Here is a 17124-nt window from a genome sequence, read left to right as displayed (position 1 = left end):
CTGCGCAATCAGCTCGGCGCGACCACCCTGAGCGCCGTCGTCCCCCGCGGCACGAGCTCCACCGGTTTGACGACACGTTCCGTGATCTCGCGCTGACCCTCGATCCGGTCGAGCAGCATGGTCGCCGCCGCGCGCGACATGTCGGCATAGGGCTGCCGGATCGTCGTCAGCCCGAACGCCTTCCAGCCGGTCATATACATGTCGCCGACACCCATCACCTGCAGGGTCTCTGGCACTGCGACACCCGCCTCAGCTGCGGCCTGCAACACACCGAGCGCGACGAAGTCGGTGGTGCAGAAGATCGCGTCGGGCACCGCCCCGCTGTCGAGCATCGCTGCCAGGACGATCTCACCGTCGTGCGCTTCGACTGCGCCGTGATGCACGGCGATGTCTCCGTCGGCCACCCCCAGCTCGGTCAACCTCGTGATGAAGGCTGCCTCACGAGCATTCGAGGTCGGATTGCTCTCGGTGCCTCCGACGACCGCGAACACCGCGTTGCCCTGCGCCAACAGGTGCTCTGCAGCAAGACGCCCGGCAGCAGCATCGTCGGCGACGACTCGATCGACCTCAACGCCGCCGGCATTCGGCGTGACGATGTCGCGACCGAGCACGACCAGCCGGTGCCCGGCGGATGCGAGCATGTCGACGAGATCGGAATCGGAACGCGCTTGCATGAAGATCGTCCCGTCGACGAGCCCACCCTGCAGCACATCGATCCCGGCGTCGCGCATTCCTTCCGTGCGATCTGTGAGCAGCACCATGCGGTAGTCGCGCTCGGCAAGCACCTCTTGAATGGACTCGACGAATTGCGCGTACATCGGATTCAACAGGTCGGGAACCAGCACGCCGATGGCGCGGACGCTCCCCGTGATCAGGCTGCGTGCCGTGAGGTTCGGGATGTAGCCGAGCTCGGCGGCGGCCGCCCGGACCTTGTCGCGCGTCGCCTGCGAGATCCGAGGATCATCGCGCAGGGCGCGAGAGACCGTGGACTGCCCAACGCCCACGCGAAGGGCAATGTCATAACTCGTTGTTCGGTTCGTCATCTCGGTCCCATGGTACGGTCCGCCCGCAGCGCGCGAAGCGCCGGCCCGGAACACCTGACGGGTTCCCAGGCCGGCTGACTCGCATCCGCCGTGCTACCGAGCCACGGTCGGTTCGGGCGCCTGAGGTGCCGGCACCTGGTCTGTGCCCGCCTGATCCATCGACGCACCACTCGTCTCGACCGGAACCAGAACCAGGGTGATGAGCATGACGACCAGGACAACCACGACAAGTCCGATCGGACCAGCGACCCCGAAGCTGCCGAACAGGGCAGCGATCACGTACGGTGTGCCGATCGCCGCGCCGCGGGCGGCGACGGACGAGACGCTGTTGCCGCGCAGCCGCAGCGAGGTGGGAAAGAGTTCCGGAATGTAGGCATACAGAACCACAGCAGTCATCGTGTACACGCACGACACCAGAACGAAGCCGCACAACGCGATCGCCCAGAATTCCGTGAGGTTCGGGTAGATGAGTCCGACGACGATGGCGATCGGAGCGAAGACAAACAGAGTGGTCCTGCGCTTGAGCCGGTCCGTGACCGCGTAGCCGATCAGTGCGCCAACGGGTGCGCCGACGGCCATGAACGTGGTGAAGCCCAGCGAACTGACGACGGTGTATCCCTGCTCCACGAAGAAGGTCGGAATCCATGACACGAAGCCGTAGACACACACGTTGATCGCCACGGCGCAGACGACGGCGAGCAGGACCCGACGAAGCATCCGGCCGCGGAAGAGGTCGCGGAAGGGAGCGCGCGCAGCGGGAATGGACGGGGCGGTGACGGAAGGAGCGTCGAGCGGCCCGTGTTTGGCCGCGATCCGGCGCTCGAACTCAGTGACGATCAGGTCGGCTTCCTGATATCGGCCGACGGATGCCAGCCAGCGCGGTGATTCCGGAACGTTGCGACGCAGGAACCAGACGATGAACGCTCCGACACCGGCGATCGCGAACATCGGCTGCCACCCGATGGCCGGGATGATGATGAGGCCGAGGCCGGTCGCGATGAGCAGACCGGAGTTGATCATCAGACCGAGGATCGTCATCCAGCGCCCACGAATGCGCGGCGGGAGGAACTCAGAGAGCATACCGCCGGCGATCACGAGTTCGGCGCCGAGGCCGATACCCATGATGAGGCGACAGATGATGAGCACCTCGATGTTCGGCGCGAACGCGGCAGCGATCGACGCCGCACCGAACAGCAACAGGTTCCAGGTGTATGCGGTCTTGCGGCCGAAACGGTCACCGCTCCACCCGGCGAGAGCAGCGCCGACGAGCATCCCGAGGAATGTCATCGACATGAACGTCGCGATGTTGCCGACGTCGGCGAAACCTTCGGCGCGCATCGCGGCGGTGACGCCACCGGCAAGGTAGACGTCGAACGAGTCCAGCATCGCGCCGGCCCCGATATAGGCGAGGAGGCGGCGGTGGACGCCGGAAACGGGCAGTCGGTCCAGGCGCGGACCGATGTCAGTGCTGACGGGTGTGGTCATGGCAATGATCCTTCGTGTGACGAGAAAGACAAATGAGTGATTAGTGGAAAGTTGTGGCGTGCTGCCAGTGCTCTGACGACTGAAGATGCTGGGCGAGATCGAGGAGCGTGCCCTCGGCGTGAGGTCGACCGATCAGCTGGATGCCGGTGGGCATGCCACCCGCGAGTCCGCTCGGGATGCTGACAACCGGCAGGCCGAGATAGTTGAGGGCACGAGTCCAGTAGGAGAACTCCCCGAAGCGGCTTTCGGCCTCGTGCGCGTCGACGATCCGGGTTTCGTCGATCGTGGGAACAGGGAACGCCAACGTGGGCAGGATGAGCGCGTCTGCTCCGTCGAGATAACGGTGCACGAAGTCGGCGAGGAGCGTCGCCCGGATGCGAAGTGCCCGCGAGTACACGTGTGCCGGGTACATCGCTCCGCGCTCGACGCGTCGTCTGACCTGGTCACCGATGGCATCCGGTCTGATCTCGAGGTAGTCCCGGAAGCTTTCGAACGCCTCGACTCCGGTGATCACGGTTGCCACCTGGTTGACCAGGTCGAAGTCCGGCAGGTCAGATGGCAGGACCGTGACCTCGTCTCCGGCGAGTGCTGCGGATGCCGTGCTGAAGTTCTCCGCGATCTCGTCGGCAGCGTGGGTCGAGCCGACGACATCCGGAACCGCGATCGTGAAGGAACGACGCGGAGCCGGGGTCGATTTCGGGGTCGTGGCCGCTGTCGCTGTCGCTGTCGCTGTCGGGGCGAGTGCGGCGAAGACGACGGTGCAGTCTGCGGCGGTCGTGGCGATGAGCCCCGGGCAGTCAAGTGAGGGCGACAGTGGCATGGCATGGCTTGTCGACAGCGTGCCCTGGGTGGGTTTCAGCGCGGTCACCCCGGTGGTGCCGGCCGGGATCCTGATGGAGCCGCCGGTGTCGGAGCCGAGGGCGGCAAAGACGAGTCCGTGCGCCACCGCCATGGCGGAACCGCTGGAGGAGCCTCCTGAGACGTAGCTCGGGTTCCAGGGGTTTCTGCCGTCACCGATGTGGTCGTTTCTCCCCATCGGGCTCATGGCGAGCTCCGACATGTGGAGCCGCCCCAGGTCGACGGCGCCCGAGGAGTCGAGGCGGTCCAGCAAGGGTGATGTCTGAGTGGGAACGTACTCCCCCAGAAGCGCGCTGCCGAACTGTGACACCTGGCCGGCTCGGAAGAACATGTCTTTGTGTGCCAGCGGGATCCCGTCGAGAAGGCCGAGGCTCGACCCTGTCGCGCGGCGCCGGTCGCTCTGCCGCGCTTGCTCGAGGGCCTGCTCTGATTCGACACTGACAAAACCGCTGTGCTCGGTGTCGGCGATCGCCTGGATCGCCTCTTCGGCGAGCGACTCGGCCGTCGCCTCCCCGCTATGGAGAAGGGCCGCTGTCTCCGCGATACCGGGCCGACCCGCAGCCAGACCGGCCGGGACGGTAGCCGGAGTCGTCGCTGCGAGGCTCACGCGATCCTTCCCGTCTCGCGCTGGGCGAGGAGGTCAAGCGCGGTGGTGAAATCAGTGAGGCCCCACCCCAGCTCGAGTGGGTGGGGTGCTGCTGTCGCTACGGCATTGAGGTGCGCGGTGACGGTGTCGATCTTTTGTGTGTCCGAGGTCTGCATGCGGTTGATGTCCGTCCAGTCGAATCGTTGTGCATTCGAATGTACGGAACGAATGTTTCCCCCACGTGACCCACGGATGCGGCGATGTAAACAGCTTGTTTCTGGAACGCTCAATGCTCGAGCGGTGAGATGCGGCTTTCGCAGCCGGCTATCCGCCAAGGGCTACGGCCCACAAGCTCGGCGCGCTGGCGACTCCGCAAACGTCGGACCCTTCTCAGGCAGCTCATTCAGTAGTCGGGCGACCCCCTCACTTCTACGGAACAGTGGACTGCCGAGTCATTCGACCGCCAAGCGCTCGGGTGGGGGTTCCTGGTTGCGGGGTCGCTCGTTGCGTTCATCGCCTCTACTGTGGAGTGGGTGCAGACCCTCGCGGGCTGAGCGCAGGGATCTCGACAGACTCGATCACCCGGCCGCGGTCGATCACCGGGGCCCCCGGGTCTACTCTTCCGTCACGCGGAGAAGAACCACCCGCTCCGGGAACGAACCCGGAGCCTGCAGACCCACCACGGCGAGCGCCCGCCCGCTCAGCACCGTTCCCGCGCCGCCGTTGTACCAGAGCGGCTCGGTGCGGCCGCGGTCGGGAGTACCGACGATCACCGGCGCGACCCGGTAGCGCTTGCTCGGGTCGAGGCCCGGCAGCGTGAACCGGCCTCGCGGCGACACGTCTGAACGACCGAGGAACGCCAGGAACATCAGCGCCTCCGTCTTATCGGCAGACACCGCTCCGTACACCTGCAGAGTCGGGTCGGTCTCGTCGGCCCGCACCAAGTCACCGGTGTGCAGCAGCGCACGGTGCTCCTTGTAGAACTCCACCCACCCCGCCAGGTCGCTGAGCTCCTGCTCCGTCGCCTTCGCCAGGTCCCACTCGATGCCGAAGTGCCCGAACAACGCCGTACCCGCCCGGAAAGACAGCTCATGCCAGCGCCCCGTGGTGTGATTCACCCCTGAACCCACGTGCGTTCCGAGCATCTCCGCCGGGAGCAGCTGCATCGTCCACCGGTTCATCTGCTGCCGGTCGAGCGGGTCGACACAATCGCTGACCCACACCCGGTCAGTGCGCTCGATCACACCGAGGTCGACGCGACCACCACCCGACGAGCACGACTCGATCTCGAGCCCGGGGAAGCGGCGCTTCAGCTCGTCCATCAGCCGGTACGCCGCGAGCGTCTGCTCGTGCACGCCCGCCACCCCGGTCGGAAACGTACCTGCGTCGATCAGGTCACGGTTGTGATCCCACTTGATGTACGCGATGTCGTACTCGGTGAGGATGCTCGACATCCGCCCGAGAATATGGTCGTACGCCTCCGGAATGCCGAGGTTCAGCACCTGCTGACTCCGCGACCTCACCGGCATCCGCCTCCCAGTCTGCATGATCCACTCAGGGTGCGCCCGTGCCAGGTCACTGTCTTCATTCACCATCTCGGGTTCGAACCAGAGCCCGAACTCCATGCCGAGACCGGTGACGTGGTCAACGATCGGCCCGAGACCGTTCGGCCAGACATCCTTGTCCACGGTCCAGTCGCCGAGTGCACGCGTGTCGTCCCGCCGACCGGTGAACCAGCCGTCGTCGAGCACGTACCGCTCGATGCCCAGCGCGGCCGCGCGGTCGGCGAGGTCGGTCAGCCGGCCGAGGTCGTGGTCGAAGTACACCGCCTCCCACACGTTGAGCGTCGCCGGTCGCGGACGGGACGGATGCTGGTCACGAGCACGCAGGAACCGATGGAACCGGTGGGCCTGCTCGTCGAGCCCGGTGCCGTACGCGCCGTACAGCCAGGGACTGCGGTAGCTCTCGCCCTCAGCGAGGCGCACTTCGCCGGGCAGCAGCAGCTCACCACCGCCGACCACCTGGAACCCGGAGTGCAGCCGCTCGGCGTAGTGCCGGTGGTTGCCGCTGAAGCCGACGTGAACGCCCCACACCTCACCGTGCTCGAAACCGAAGCCGGGCGTCCCGACGCTGAGGATCGTGGCAGCATCCGACCCGGTGCGCCCCTTACGGCCCTCGCGTTCGTGGATGCCGACGACGAGTTCCCGGCGCTGCGGCGTGCGTTCCTTGCCCCAGCGGCCGGCGAAGTCGAGGATCTCGCGCGCCCGCGCCGGAATCGGCAACGCCAGCTGCAGGTCGGTCACCGTGTAGACCCCCAAGCCGGAATTCGTGAGCTCGGCCCGCGCCCGCAGCAGCCCGCTGACCAGCAGCTCGATCTCCAGCACCAGACCCAGCCCGGCGACGGCATCCTGCGCCTGGAACGTCACCACAGCCGGCCCGGTTTCGACGATGATGCCGTCACGGTGCGCATCGCCAGCCACGTCGATCGAGGTGACGACGAACTTCGGTGACCAGTCGGCACCATCGCGGTGCCCGGCGACACCCGGCTTGCCTTCCCAGCCGGCGTGCTGCTCCGGCAGAATCGCGAGCCGAACCGCCTCGTCGACGAGGTTGCCTGCCTGGGGTTCAACGGCTGCCGTGCTGAGCGCGGCGAGATCGTCGATGCTCTGCGAGCCGAGGTCAGCGCCCCAGTGCACGATCGCGGGAAGCCGCCCGTCCGTCGCGTCCAGAACGACGCTGATGCCCGCCGCCGTGAGGTGCAGGAGAGCAGACGGCGCGGATGCCGAATCGGTGGATGTCGGGCCGGTCGCGGGGATGGTGTTCACAGAACTCCTTCGTCGTGGTGCTTCTATCGTGTCAGTCCTCGCGCTCCAGCGCGGTAAGTCGCAGTCCCGGCGACCGCACCTTGGGTCTCAACAGTCGGCTTCACACATGGCTGCCGTCGCTGACCTGCAGGACGACTGTTTGCTCAGATGCTCCGTGCCGCTACATTCAAGGCATGGGCCTTCGACGGAAGAACGAACGAACTGCTCTCCTTGTCGTGCTCGCCGCGCTTGGCGCCATCCCGGTCGCGTCTGGGACGGCCGGAATGGTGTTGGGGACTGGTGCACTTCCAGGCGGTGCGAAGACGGTCGGCAGCGTTGACAGCGAGTACCGATTCGTCAATGTCTTCTGGGCAGCAGCGGGTGGGCTCCTCTGGTGGTCTCTCCGTCAGCCCGAGAATCGCTCAGCGACCACCCGGATGGTCCTGAGCCTTGCGGCCCTTGGTGGTTTGCCACGACTGCTGTCCTGGGCGAAAACCGGATCACCTCATCCGGTGTTCCGAGCCACAATTCTGCTTGAACTGTTGGTGGTTCCCGTCGTCCTGGCCTGGCACGCGCGCGTCATCGGAGCCCGGAGCACGTAACCAGTGGGAAGCCCCGTCTCGAGCTGAACCGGCTGTCGCCCCGCGACACCGCCGAGCAATTCGAGGAATGATGAGCGAGCGCACTCGTCATGGACTGATTCGCGCGGTGCTCGTGGCGTTCAGACCCCCTGCCCCGTTGTCGATACGATTCACAAAGCCATCTGCACTTTTCCACCAACACACGAGCGCTCACCGAGTGGTTCGCGATGAAGGACACCTCCCCATGAACAACGTTCCGAGCCAGTACCTCCCGCGCTTCTTCGTCAAGCAGCGGTTCACGATGATGGTGAACCGCTACGAGATCGTCGAGGCTCTCCCGGACGGATCCGCTGGGCGGGTGTTCGCGATCGCCCAGCAGAAACGCATGGCCATGAAGGAGCAGGTCACCTTCTTCGCAGACGAAGCGCGGACTCAGCCGCTGTTCAGCTTCAAGGCTCGCCAGATGATGGACCTCGCCGCGATCTACGACGTCACGGCCGCCGATGGAACCCCGCTCGGAGCCTTCCAGAAGGACTTCAAAGCCAGCCTCATGCGCTCGAGCTTTCACCTGTTCGGCCCCAATCTGGAGGCGTATGGCCAGGAGCGCAACGCGACGACCGCCATCCTGCGTCGGTTCATCAACTTTCCGTTCTCGTTCCACTTCGACTTCACCGACAAGGCGACCGGCGCCCCCGTGCTCTCGAGCGAGCGCCAGTTCAGCCTGCGCGACCGCTACACGGTCACCGTGCCCGACCAGCGGGTCGACTTCCGGCTCGCTGCGGCCGTCGCCGTCGGCATGGACGCGTTGATGCAGCGGTAGCTCGACCGCACCCGGCTGGTTCCGGCGAGCCGCCGGGGTCGAACCACTCTCCGTCAAGCAAATGTGATTAACCGCTTGACCAACGGCTCAAGATGCCGCTACGGTACTGCGTAACCGCTTAACCAGTACTGAAGAGGACATCATGGACCAACGAGGGTTCTACAAGCCGGACGGCGCGTGGGTCGGGGATGTCATCCCCTGGCACGAGGATGGCGTGTTCCATCTCTTCTACCTGCACGAGTCGCGCCGCCTGCCGAAGGACGGCATGCCGTGGCATCACGTCGTGACCGAAAATCTCGTCGATTTCGACAGTGCCGGCGAAGCGCTCGCATCGGGCGGACCGTCGGCCGCTGATTTCAACGTCTACACGGGCAGCGTCGTTCTCGACGCCTCAGGCACGCACCATGTTTTCTACACCGGACAGAATCCGTCTGACCGCGGAGAGGACGGGCAGCCCGTGCAGGTGGTGATGCACGCGACCAGCCGCGACGGGATGAGCTCCTGGCAACGACATGACCTCGATACGTTCGGAGCGACGGCCGGGTACGAGTCCGCAGACTGGCGTGACCCGTTCGTCTTCTGGGATGACGAAGACCAGCTGTGGCGGATGCTCATCACCGCACGGCACACGCACGGCCCCTCACGCCGCCGCGGCGTGATCGCACAGTGCATCTCCCGCGATCTCAGCGGCTGGGAACCGGCGCCACCATTCTGGGACCCACGGCGATACATCGCGCATGAATGCCCTGAGGTCTTCCAGCTGGGCGACTGGTGGTACCTCGTCTATTCGGAATTCAGCGATGCGTTCACGACCCGGTATCGGATGTCGCGCTCCCTGCATGGACCGTGGATCGTGCCCGAGCACGACACGCTCGACGGCCGCGCATACTACGCCGCCAAATCGGCGGAGCGAGATGGCCGCCGCTACTTCTTCGGATGGATCGCATCACGCGAGGGCTCGCTCGATGACGGCGCCTGGCAGTGGGCCGGAACCCTGTCGGTCCTCGAGGCAGAGCAGCGAGAAGACGGCACCCTCGCTTTCCATCCGACCACAGCGTTGCGGGAGACATTCACACAACCGGTCGAGGAGATCTGCGCAGGCACGACACTTCACGCACCAGACGGCTATGCAGACGTTGTGACGTCGATGGATGCTCCATCGTCGTTCCGGCTCGTCGCCCGGTTCAAGATCACCGAGCACACGAGCGAATGCGGTGTTCTGCTGCGTGCAAGTGCAGACGGAGGCGAGGGCTACGCTCTTCGCCTCGAACCGAAGCGTGGACGTCTGGTCTTCGACCGCTGGCCGCGCCGCGCGACGGGGACTGAGCAGTGGCAGATCTCAGGAGACGTGCCGTTCGCCATCGAACTGGAGCGACCGTGCCTGCTCGGCCCCGGTGAACACGAGCTCGAGGTGATCGTCGACGGGAACATCTGCATCGCCACCGTCGACAACGCCACCGTGCTGAGTACACGCATCTACGACCGGCCTGCCGGTCGTATCGGCGCCTTCGTCGGCGAGGGCATCGTCACGGTGGAGGAGTTCTCGGTCTCCTCCCGCGCCGACCATGATCCCCTCTCAGAGCCCTCGGCGAACACCCGTTTCGCCGTGGCGACCTAGTTCTGGCTTTCCCTCCCCTCAACAGCACCACCCACCCTTCGATCAATCAATGGAGATCTGACCATGCCAATCAACACGCGTAAGGCGGCGTTCATTACCGCAATCGCTGCCTCTGCACTTTTGCTCTCGAGCTGCGCAGGCAGCTCCCCGAGCGCCGACCCCACCGATGTCGACCCGGAGGGAGAGATCGTCACCCGCGAGATCTCCTGGCTCCTCTCCCGCCCAGCGGATGGCGGTGTCATCACCGCCATGGAGCAGATCGCCGATGAGTATGCGCAGGAGAACCCGGGCTTCGCGCTGAACCTCATCACGACACCGGACCGTCCGTCGTACATTCAGAAGTACGAGACCCTCGCCGCCGCGAACAAGCTCCCGGAACTCTTCGACACCGATGCGACCCCGTTCGCGCAGAAGCTCGCGGGGCAGGGACGCATGGTCGACATCGACGTTCTGCTCGAAGACCTCGATCTGGCCGACGAATATCGCGAGGCGGCGGTGAACTACCAGCGATTCGACGATGGATCGCTGTACATGGTGCCGTTCGAGTTCCAGCTCGAGTTCTTCTGGTACAACTCAGCCCTCTTCGCAGACGCCGGCGTCGACGTTCCCGCCACCCTCGACGACTTCCCGGAGATGTGTGAAGCGCTCCGCGCCGAAGGGGTCACACCCATCGCGCTCGACGGGCAGGACCAGTGGCCGCTGGAACGATACATGGCCTACTACCCGTTCCGGATGGCTGGCCCTGAATACATTCAGGAGTTGAAGACCGGCGATGCGTCGTTCTCCGACCCTGCCGGCCAGGCTGCAGCCGAGTGGTTGTACGACCTCGGTCAGGCGGGATGCTTCCAGGAAGGATTCTCGTCGACCGGATACGCAGACGCGCAGGCGCTGTTCACCTCCGGCCGAGCCGCGGTGTACAACATCGGAACCTGGGAACTGGGCAACCTCGCCACCGAGACACTCGACCCGACCGTGCGCGACTCGATCGACTACTTCACCCTGCCGACGATCGAGAACGCCGTCACCGCAGACAACGAATACGTGACCCCGTCAGGTATCGGCATGGCGGTCAACTCCAAGACATACGACCCGCTGGTTCGCGACTTCCTCGCGTTCGCACTCGAGCGGTATCCCGCGGTCTACTCCGCAACCGGTGCACTGTCACCGACGACAGGTGCGAAGACAACCGTTCCCGCTGATGCGACCGACCTGTACACGCGCGCCGTCGAGCAGGCCGATGAGGTGGGAGAGGCGATCGCCATGCCGTGGGATACTCAGCTCGATCCCGCGACCAACACCAGGCTGCAACAGGAGCTCACACTCCTGGTTCAGGGCGACATCACGCCTGACGAGTTCGTCGAGACGATGGATGCGACGTTGAAAGAGAATACCGATGACTGAGTTCGCACGGTCCGGGGTGGGTGCGACACCGTCGCGCCCACCCCGGCGGGCACGGCCGATGTCGACGTCGATGCTCCCGCGTCGGTCCCGGCTCTCGGTGGCCGTCTTCCTGATCCCGCCGCTCCTCCTCTACGGTGTCGCCGTGCTCCTGCCGATCGTGCAGTCGCTGTTCCTCAGCCTGTTCGAGTGGGACGGCATCACCGATATGGCCTTCGTCGGCCTCGACAACTATGTCAAGATGCTGACCCGCGACGACGTCTTCTGGACGGCATTCGGCAACGCACTCGGCTATCTGGCGATCTGTCTCGTGCTGCAACTCGGCGGTGCGCTGGTCGTCGCGGGACTGCTCACGGCGCTCCCCCGGGCGCGCGAGCTCGTGAAAACGCTGTATCTCTTGCCCGCGGTCATCTCGACTGTCGCGATCGCGATCCTGTTCCAGCGCCTGTACGCACTCGAACCGGTCGGACTGTTCAATCAGATCCTCGAATGGGTTGGACTGGGAAGCCTGCAAACGGCGTGGCTCTCGAACGTGCAGACCGTGTTGGCGGCGGTGTCGATCCCGGAGGGTTGGCGCTTCACCGGGCTCTACATGCTCATCATCTATGCGGCACTCATCGCTGTGCCTCGTGACCTCGAAGAGGCAGCGAGGCTGGACGGTGCCTCCTGGTGGCAGGTGTTCTGGCGCATCCGATTCCCCTACATCCGGCCCGTGTGGATCACGACCACGATCATGGCGACGACCTTCGCCCTGCGGGGATTCGACATCCCCTACCTGCTCACGAATGGTGGCCCAGGTCAGGCCTCTGAGCTGCTGACCACGTACATGTACAAGACGGCGTTCGTGCACACCGACTACGGCTACGCCAGCGCCATCTCCATGTTCATCGTCGTCGAGTGTCTTGTCGCCGTCGGCATCATCTTCCTGCTGCTTCGTCGAAGGGACGACTCGTGACCTCCCCAGTACTCACTCGGCCCGCCGAGCACACTCCCCCGACGCAACCGGGCAAGCGCACGGTCACACGGTCACCCCGGCTGCGCGCACAGCGCACGCTGCTTACCGTCACGGTGATCGTGATCGTGCTCGTTCAGGTTTACCCACTCGCTTGGCTGTTTCTCACGAGTTTCCGTACCGCGGCGGACTTCGCAGGCGGTAATCCGTTCGCCTTTCCCTCCGAATTCACGCTCGACAACTATGCGCGTGCATTCGCGACGGGCAACCTCGGCCTGAACATCCTGAACAGCCTCATCGTCACGCTCGGAGCGAGTGCCCTCATTGTCGCGGCGGGAATGATGGCCGCCTTCGCCCTGCAAGTGCTCGGCTTCCGCTTCAGCGGGCTCGTTCGGGCACTGTTCCTTCTGGGCATCATCGTGCCGGTACAAATCGCGTTGGTGCCGTTGTTCATCGACTACTCGCAGGTCGGACTCCTCGACACTCACCTGTCGATGATCATCCCTCTGGCCGCTTTCGCGCTGCCGATGGCGGTGTATCTGTTCTCCTCGTTCTACGAGTACATCCCGCGGGAGATGTATGAGGCCGCATCCCTCGACGGCGCCGGCCCCTACCGGATCTTCACGCAGATCACGTTCCCCCTGTCGCTGAACACGATCATCACGGTCGTGCTGGTCAACAGCATCTTCATCTGGAACGACTTCATCTTCGCGAACACCTTCGTGCTCTCCGACGGGCTGAAGACCATCCCGCTCGGCTTGCAGAACTACATCGGCGCGATGGGGAACACTGACTGGACGGCGACGTTCGCTGCCGTCTGCGTGACGGTCACACCACTCCTGCTGGTGTTCCTCGTGCTGAACAAGGCAATGATCAGCGGTCTCGAGAGCGGAGCAACAAAAGGATGACCACGATGGATCACGGAAAAAGCACCTCAGCAATCACGATGCGCGACGTCGCCAAGGCTGCGGGCGTCTCGGTGGCGACGGTGTCCCACGTGGTGAACGACAAGGCCGGTGCGCGGATCGGCGATGACGCCAAGCGCCGGGTGCACGAGGCCGTCAGCCGACTCGGCTACCGTCCGAACGCACTGGCGAAAACGCTGTCGCAGGGCACCTCGCGGTTCATCGGGCTCGTCGCCGACGCGATCGCCACGACCCCATTTGCCGGCCAGATCATCCATGGCGCGCAGGATGAAGCCTGGAAGCACGGTTTCGTCCTGCTCGTCGCCAACACCGACGGCAACAAGGCAGCCGAGGACGAAGCGATCGCCATGATGCTGGAGCACCAGGTACGCGGCATCCTCTATTCGACCTGGTACCACCGCGAGATCGTCGTCCCCGAGGCCTTGCACCAGACCGACTCGGTACTCGTGGACTGCTTCGCTGACGGAAGCGGACTCCCCGCCGTCGTGCCCGATGAGGAGCAAGGGGGACGGACGGCAACGGATGCACTGCTCGCCGCCGGTCACCGCCGGATCGCGTTCATCAACACGACCACGCCATCACCTGCCCAGACCGGACGTCTCGCCGGCTACCGCTCCGCCCTCGAATCCGCAGGAATCGACTTCGACGAATCGCTCGTGATTCCTGCCGCACCCGAACAGGAGGGCGGGTATGCGTCGACGACGCGCATCGTCGATTCGAAAGCGACCGCCGTCTTCTGCCACAACGATCGCGTGGCGATGGGGCTCTATGACGGGCTTCGCGAACAGGGGCTCCGTATCCCGGACGACATCGCGGTGATCGGTTTCGACAACCAGGATGTCATCGCCGCCCACCTCCGCCCGCCGCTCTCCACTGTCGCCCTGCCCCACTACGAGCTGGGCGCGGCCGGGGTGCGGCGGCTTCTGGGCCTCGAGACAGCACCGTCAGAGCATCCGCAGCTCATCGCCTGCCCACCAATCCCGCGCCAATCGATCTGACAGCGAATCCGTGCACACCACGTCGAGGGCGTGGCGTGTGTGGGTCTCACATCGTGAGCAGGATCTTGCCCGTGTGCTCCCCCGAATCGAAATATTCGTGTGCCTCGGCGGCTCGCTCGAGTGGAAAACGTGCCTCGACCGCCGCACGCACGGTTCCTGCTTCGACGAGCGGCCACACGTGCTCGGCGACCTCGGCGACGATTCGCGCCTTCTCCTCGGCCGGTCGTGCCCGCAGCGTCGTTCCGATCACGCGCGCGCGGCGTGACATCAGAAGTCCCAGGTCGAGTTCGCCCGTCGCCCCGCCCTGCAGACCGATGACGACGAGCCGTCCGCCGAAAGCCAGCGCACGAATGTTGCGGTCGAGGTAAGCGGCCCCGACGACGTCGAGAACGGCATCGGCTCCGTGCCCGCCGGAGATCACGCGCATCCGCTCGACGAAGTCCTCGTCGCGGTAGTTGATGCCGGCCTCGGCGCCGAAACTGCGGCAGTACTCGATCTTCGACCCGCTGCCTGCGGTCACCACCGGGTGGGCTCCGACTGCAGCAACGAGCTGGGTCGCCATCGTGCCTATGCCGCCGGCACCGCCGTGGATCAGCACCCAGTCGCCCGACGTGATCCTGGCGGTCATGACCAGGTTGGACCAGACCGTGCACGTCACCTCGGGGAGTGCTGCGGCGTCGACCGTCGGCATCCCGACCGGAACCGGCAGCACCTGCCCGACCGGCACCGCGACGTATTCTGCATACCCGCCGCCGGTGAGCAGCGCGCAGACGGATGCCCCGACCTCGAACCGGTCGACGCCGCTGCCGAGCGCGGCAACCGTGCCGCTGACCTCGAGGCCCGGAATGTCGGATGCCCCGGGCGGCGGCGCGTAGAACCCTCGCCGTTGCTGCACGTCGGCGCGGTTTAGCCCCGCTGCGGCGACCCGGATGAGCACCTCGCCGGGGCCTGCCTCGGGCCGAGGCCGGTCGACGATGCGCAGGACCTCGGGTCCGCCTGCACCGGCGAACTCGATCGCCCTCATCGTGGTTGTCATGCCTGCTCCCCTTTACTGTCGCGCTGTGTTTACTGCCGCGCTGTGCCGCTGCGTTGGCTCACGCCCGGCCTCTCGACCATGCTCGCACGGGGGCGAGGAGCGTCAGAGCCGCACATGCCGCAGCTGCACGCGCAACCGCCGAAGAGGCAGCACAAGCCTCTCGCGAGCCGAGTAGCTGACCCCGACCCCGATCGCCTGCGCGACGTGCTCGACGGCATCCGTCAGTGCAGCGCAGGATGCTCAGGGCGCTGACACCATGAGCGTGATGCGCACGAGCCGCCCGGACCCGTCGAACTCGACGTGCAGATACCGGCCATCGACGACGAAGCGGTCGGCCGTCGCGCTCGTCCACTCGGGAACGCCGAACCTGGCGACGACCTCGGCGCGGGTCGCCGCACCGGAGAGGCCGTCGATGAGAGCGTCGGGGCGGGGGTATGCGCCGTATTTCGCCTGCGGCTGGGTTCGAATGATGACGGATGCCAGTGTGCGGTTTTCGAACAGGAAGTCCGTTCCCGCGTCACGTGCGGTCAGGTAGAGCACCGTCAGGTCACCCTCCTCGAACACGCTGTTCTCGGACAGTCCGCCCACGAGGTCGATGGCGTCGAGCACGCGGTCGTCCGCCGGCTGGAGGCCGAGCACGTTCATCATCGTGGTGAGCTCGCCGCTGATCGTCGCCACCGGTTCGGGTCGATCTGACGCGTCGGGTGCCGTCGCCGACCAGTACAGGGGTCCGCCGTCGGGTCCGCCCTCTGCGCGGACGACCGCCCGCGCGTGCTCGTGCTCGGCACGGGCCACCCGCATCTCGTCGTGCTCGGCACGGGCAGCGTCGGCGAGCGCAGCGAACGCCGCCGCGGCATCCGGGTTGTCGGCCGGAGCCGAGATGCGGACGTTCAGCGCATCAGCCCCGTCTTCGTACGACTGGAACTCGACGGCGAAGTCTCCACCCAGTTCGTGGGCGAGGCGGTGGGCAAGACTGCGACCGTCTTCCGTGTACTGGGAAGCGAGAGCATCCGACCGCCATTCGAAGTCGTCGGTGAGTGCATCCTCGTACGACTGCTCCCATGCCCGCAGGTCGTGCTCGAGCCCGGCGCTGAGGCTCGCCACCTCATAGGGGACGGGGTCGATGAACCACAGCACGGTGCCGGCGGAATCGGGGAACAGTCGCACGATCGAAGTGGCGTAGGGGCTCAGGTCGCTCATGACTGCGACGATAGCGGGTCAGGATCGGTGCGCGACCGCGAGGCCCGTACATCCGCCGTCCGAGCGCCGGAAGGCGGGTGCCTCACCTCACAGCGACAGCGCCCCATCCACGATCGCCGCAGCCGCACCCAGGTACGAGATCGCGATAACACTGGCCCGCGCCGCGCGCACGCTCACTCGCTTGGCGACGAGCTCACCGGCCACCAGCCCGGCCAGGGTGCAGGCGATCACGACCAGCCACAACCACCAGTCATGATCGGGCAGGATGCCGCCGGTTGCGATGATCTTGCTGACGAATGCCGAGAGACCGAGCGTCGCGAAAAAAGGCTGAAGCGTCGCGGCAAAACTGCGATGCTCCCAGTTGGTCAGCACGGCGAAGATGCCAACCGCTGGGCCGCTGACCCCGGCCGTGGCGCTCATCAGTCCCGACACACTACCCGCCACGATCCCGGTGGGAACGGCCGGCGTCGTGTAGTCGCCCCTCGTGACCAGAAGGGACGTTGTCAGGGCGATGCCCAGAATTACCCCCACCACGATCTGCAGCGTCGGACCACTCACCGCGATCGAGATCAACACTCCGGGAACGATCGCAAGCAGCGCAGGAATGGCGAGCAGAACGTAGCGCTTCCATTGGATGTGACGCCACACCCGGGTACAGACGATGAGTGCGGAGGCGGCTCCACAGAGATTGACCATCAGAACACCGTCGAAAGGGCCGATGAGGAGCACGAGCGCTGGCGCGGCGACGAGCGCGAAGCCCATACCGGAGACACGCTGCGCAATCGCCCCGGCGAACACCGAGAGCCCGATGAGGACAAA

The 17124-nt window shown here is 65.5% G+C and carries 15 protein-coding genes; 7 read left to right on the top strand and 8 right to left on the bottom strand.

All coding sequences use genetic code 11. From position 1 onward, the window contains the following. Positions 1 to 8 precede the first annotated feature (8 nt). From IWX78_RS06975 to IWX78_RS06955, 5 genes are all read right to left on the bottom strand, one after another. Positions 9 to 1043 (bottom strand): LacI family DNA-binding transcriptional regulator, encoded by a 1035-nt coding sequence (locus IWX78_RS06975; protein WP_196832810.1) that lies wholly within the window; start codon positions 1041 to 1043, stop codon positions 9 to 11. A 93-nt stretch (positions 1044 to 1136) separates the two neighbouring features. Beyond that, positions 1137 to 2528 carry an MFS transporter gene (locus tag IWX78_RS06970; RefSeq protein ID WP_196832809.1) on the bottom strand — a complete coding sequence of 464 codons (1392 nt, stop codon included), beginning with the start codon at positions 2526 to 2528 and terminating at the stop codon, positions 1137 to 1139. Between the two features lie 40 nt (positions 2529 to 2568). Further along, the gene (locus tag IWX78_RS06965; RefSeq protein ID WP_196832808.1) at positions 2569 to 3993 is read right to left on the bottom strand and encodes an amidase; all 1425 of its coding nucleotides are present in this window, start codon (positions 3991 to 3993) and stop codon (positions 2569 to 2571) included. Continuing rightward, positions 3990 to 4148 (bottom strand): hypothetical protein, encoded by a 159-nt coding sequence (locus tag IWX78_RS06960; RefSeq protein WP_196832807.1) that lies wholly within the window; start codon positions 4146 to 4148, stop codon positions 3990 to 3992. The genes IWX78_RS06965 and IWX78_RS06960 overlap by 4 nt, the downstream gene beginning before the upstream one ends. Positions 4149 to 4586: 438 nt before the next feature. Then, complete coding sequence (locus IWX78_RS06955) at positions 4587 to 6797, bottom strand: alpha-galactosidase (RefSeq protein WP_442929220.1); 2211 nt, start codon at positions 6795 to 6797, stop codon at positions 4587 to 4589. Between the two features lie 173 nt (positions 6798 to 6970). Here IWX78_RS06955 and IWX78_RS06950 point away from each other — a divergent pair, with 173 nt between their 5' ends. The 7 genes from IWX78_RS06950 (at position 6971) to IWX78_RS06920 (ending at position 14069) form a co-directional block, all read left to right on the top strand. Next, complete coding sequence (locus IWX78_RS06950; RefSeq protein ID WP_196832806.1) at positions 6971 to 7378, top strand: DUF4345 domain-containing protein; 408 nt, start codon at positions 6971 to 6973, stop codon at positions 7376 to 7378. 223 nt (positions 7379 to 7601) lie between these two features. Next, the gene (locus IWX78_RS06945) at positions 7602 to 8177 is read left to right on the top strand and encodes a hypothetical protein (RefSeq protein ID WP_196832805.1); all 576 of its coding nucleotides are present in this window, start codon (positions 7602 to 7604) and stop codon (positions 8175 to 8177) included. A gap of 142 nt (positions 8178 to 8319) precedes the next feature. Next, complete coding sequence (locus tag IWX78_RS06940) at positions 8320 to 9795, top strand: family 43 glycosylhydrolase (protein WP_196832804.1); 1476 nt, start codon at positions 8320 to 8322, stop codon at positions 9793 to 9795. Positions 9796 to 9858: 63 nt separating this feature from the next. After that, the gene (locus IWX78_RS06935; RefSeq protein WP_196832803.1) at positions 9859 to 11196 is read left to right on the top strand and encodes an ABC transporter substrate-binding protein; all 1338 of its coding nucleotides are present in this window, start codon (positions 9859 to 9861) and stop codon (positions 11194 to 11196) included. 70 nt (positions 11197 to 11266) lie between these two features. Continuing rightward, positions 11267 to 12148, top strand: coding sequence for a carbohydrate ABC transporter permease (locus IWX78_RS06930; RefSeq protein ID WP_196833241.1), 882 nt, complete (start codon positions 11267 to 11269; stop codon positions 12146 to 12148). Next, positions 12145 to 13053 carry a carbohydrate ABC transporter permease gene (locus IWX78_RS06925; protein WP_196832802.1) on the top strand — a complete coding sequence of 303 codons (909 nt, stop codon included), beginning with the start codon at positions 12145 to 12147 and terminating at the stop codon, positions 13051 to 13053. Before IWX78_RS06930 ends, IWX78_RS06925 begins: the two co-directional genes overlap by 4 nt. 5 nt (positions 13054 to 13058) lie before the next feature. Then, the gene (locus IWX78_RS06920) at positions 13059 to 14069 is read left to right on the top strand and encodes a LacI family DNA-binding transcriptional regulator (RefSeq protein WP_334684611.1); all 1011 of its coding nucleotides are present in this window, start codon (positions 13059 to 13061) and stop codon (positions 14067 to 14069) included. Positions 14070 to 14115: 46 nt separating this feature from the next. Here IWX78_RS06920 and IWX78_RS06915 read toward each other — a convergent pair whose 3' ends face one another. The 3 genes from IWX78_RS06915 to IWX78_RS06905 all read right to left on the bottom strand — a co-directional run bounded on the left by IWX78_RS06915 (position 14116) and on the right by IWX78_RS06905 (position 17103). After that, complete coding sequence (locus tag IWX78_RS06915) at positions 14116 to 15093, bottom strand: NAD(P)H-quinone oxidoreductase (protein ID WP_196833240.1); 978 nt, start codon at positions 15091 to 15093, stop codon at positions 14116 to 14118. A 252-nt stretch (positions 15094 to 15345) separates the two neighbouring features. Beyond that, on the bottom strand, positions 15346 to 16305 hold the full coding sequence (locus tag IWX78_RS06910) for a hypothetical protein (protein ID WP_196832800.1): 960 nt from the start codon (positions 16303 to 16305) through the stop codon (positions 15346 to 15348). An 87-nt stretch (positions 16306 to 16392) separates the two neighbouring features. Then, positions 16393 to 17103, bottom strand: coding sequence for a sulfite exporter TauE/SafE family protein (locus tag IWX78_RS06905; RefSeq protein ID WP_334684610.1), 711 nt, complete (start codon positions 17101 to 17103; stop codon positions 16393 to 16395). Between the last annotated feature and the right edge of the window lie 21 nt (positions 17104 to 17124).

Source organism: Mycetocola sp. CAN_C7 (assembly GCF_015752285.1).
Lineage (GTDB): Bacteria > Actinomycetota > Actinomycetes > Actinomycetales > Microbacteriaceae > Mycetocola_A.
The sequence above is the reverse complement of the archived record's forward strand: the minus strand, read 5'-3'. Positions and strand labels throughout refer to the sequence as shown.

Excerpts from the sequence above, each read along its gene's own strand:
- IWX78_RS06975 (WP_196832810.1), bottom strand. The coding sequence starts at position 1,043 with ATGACGAACCGAACAACGAGTTATGACATTGCCCTTCGCGTGGGCGTT.
- IWX78_RS06970 (WP_196832809.1), bottom strand. The coding sequence starts at position 2,528 with ATGACCACACCCGTCAGCACTGACATCGGTCCGCGCCTGGACCGACTG.
- IWX78_RS06960 (WP_196832807.1), bottom strand. The coding sequence starts at position 4,148 with ATGCAGACCTCGGACACACAAAAGATCGACACCGTCACCGCGCACCTC.
- IWX78_RS06950 (WP_196832806.1), top strand. The coding sequence starts at position 6,971 with ATGGGCCTTCGACGGAAGAACGAACGAACTGCTCTCCTTGTCGTGCTC.
- IWX78_RS06945 (WP_196832805.1), top strand. The coding sequence starts at position 7,602 with ATGAACAACGTTCCGAGCCAGTACCTCCCGCGCTTCTTCGTCAAGCAG.
- IWX78_RS06940 (WP_196832804.1), top strand. The coding sequence starts at position 8,320 with ATGGACCAACGAGGGTTCTACAAGCCGGACGGCGCGTGGGTCGGGGAT.
- IWX78_RS06935 (WP_196832803.1), top strand. The coding sequence starts at position 9,859 with ATGCCAATCAACACGCGTAAGGCGGCGTTCATTACCGCAATCGCTGCC.
- IWX78_RS06930 (WP_196833241.1), top strand. The coding sequence starts at position 11,267 with ATGCTCCCGCGTCGGTCCCGGCTCTCGGTGGCCGTCTTCCTGATCCCG.
- IWX78_RS06920 (WP_334684611.1), top strand. The coding sequence starts at position 13,059 with ATGGATCACGGAAAAAGCACCTCAGCAATCACGATGCGCGACGTCGCC.
- IWX78_RS06915 (WP_196833240.1), bottom strand. The coding sequence starts at position 15,093 with ATGAGGGCGATCGAGTTCGCCGGTGCAGGCGGACCCGAGGTCCTGCGC.
- IWX78_RS06910 (WP_196832800.1), bottom strand. The coding sequence starts at position 16,305 with ATGAGCGACCTGAGCCCCTACGCCACTTCGATCGTGCGACTGTTCCCC.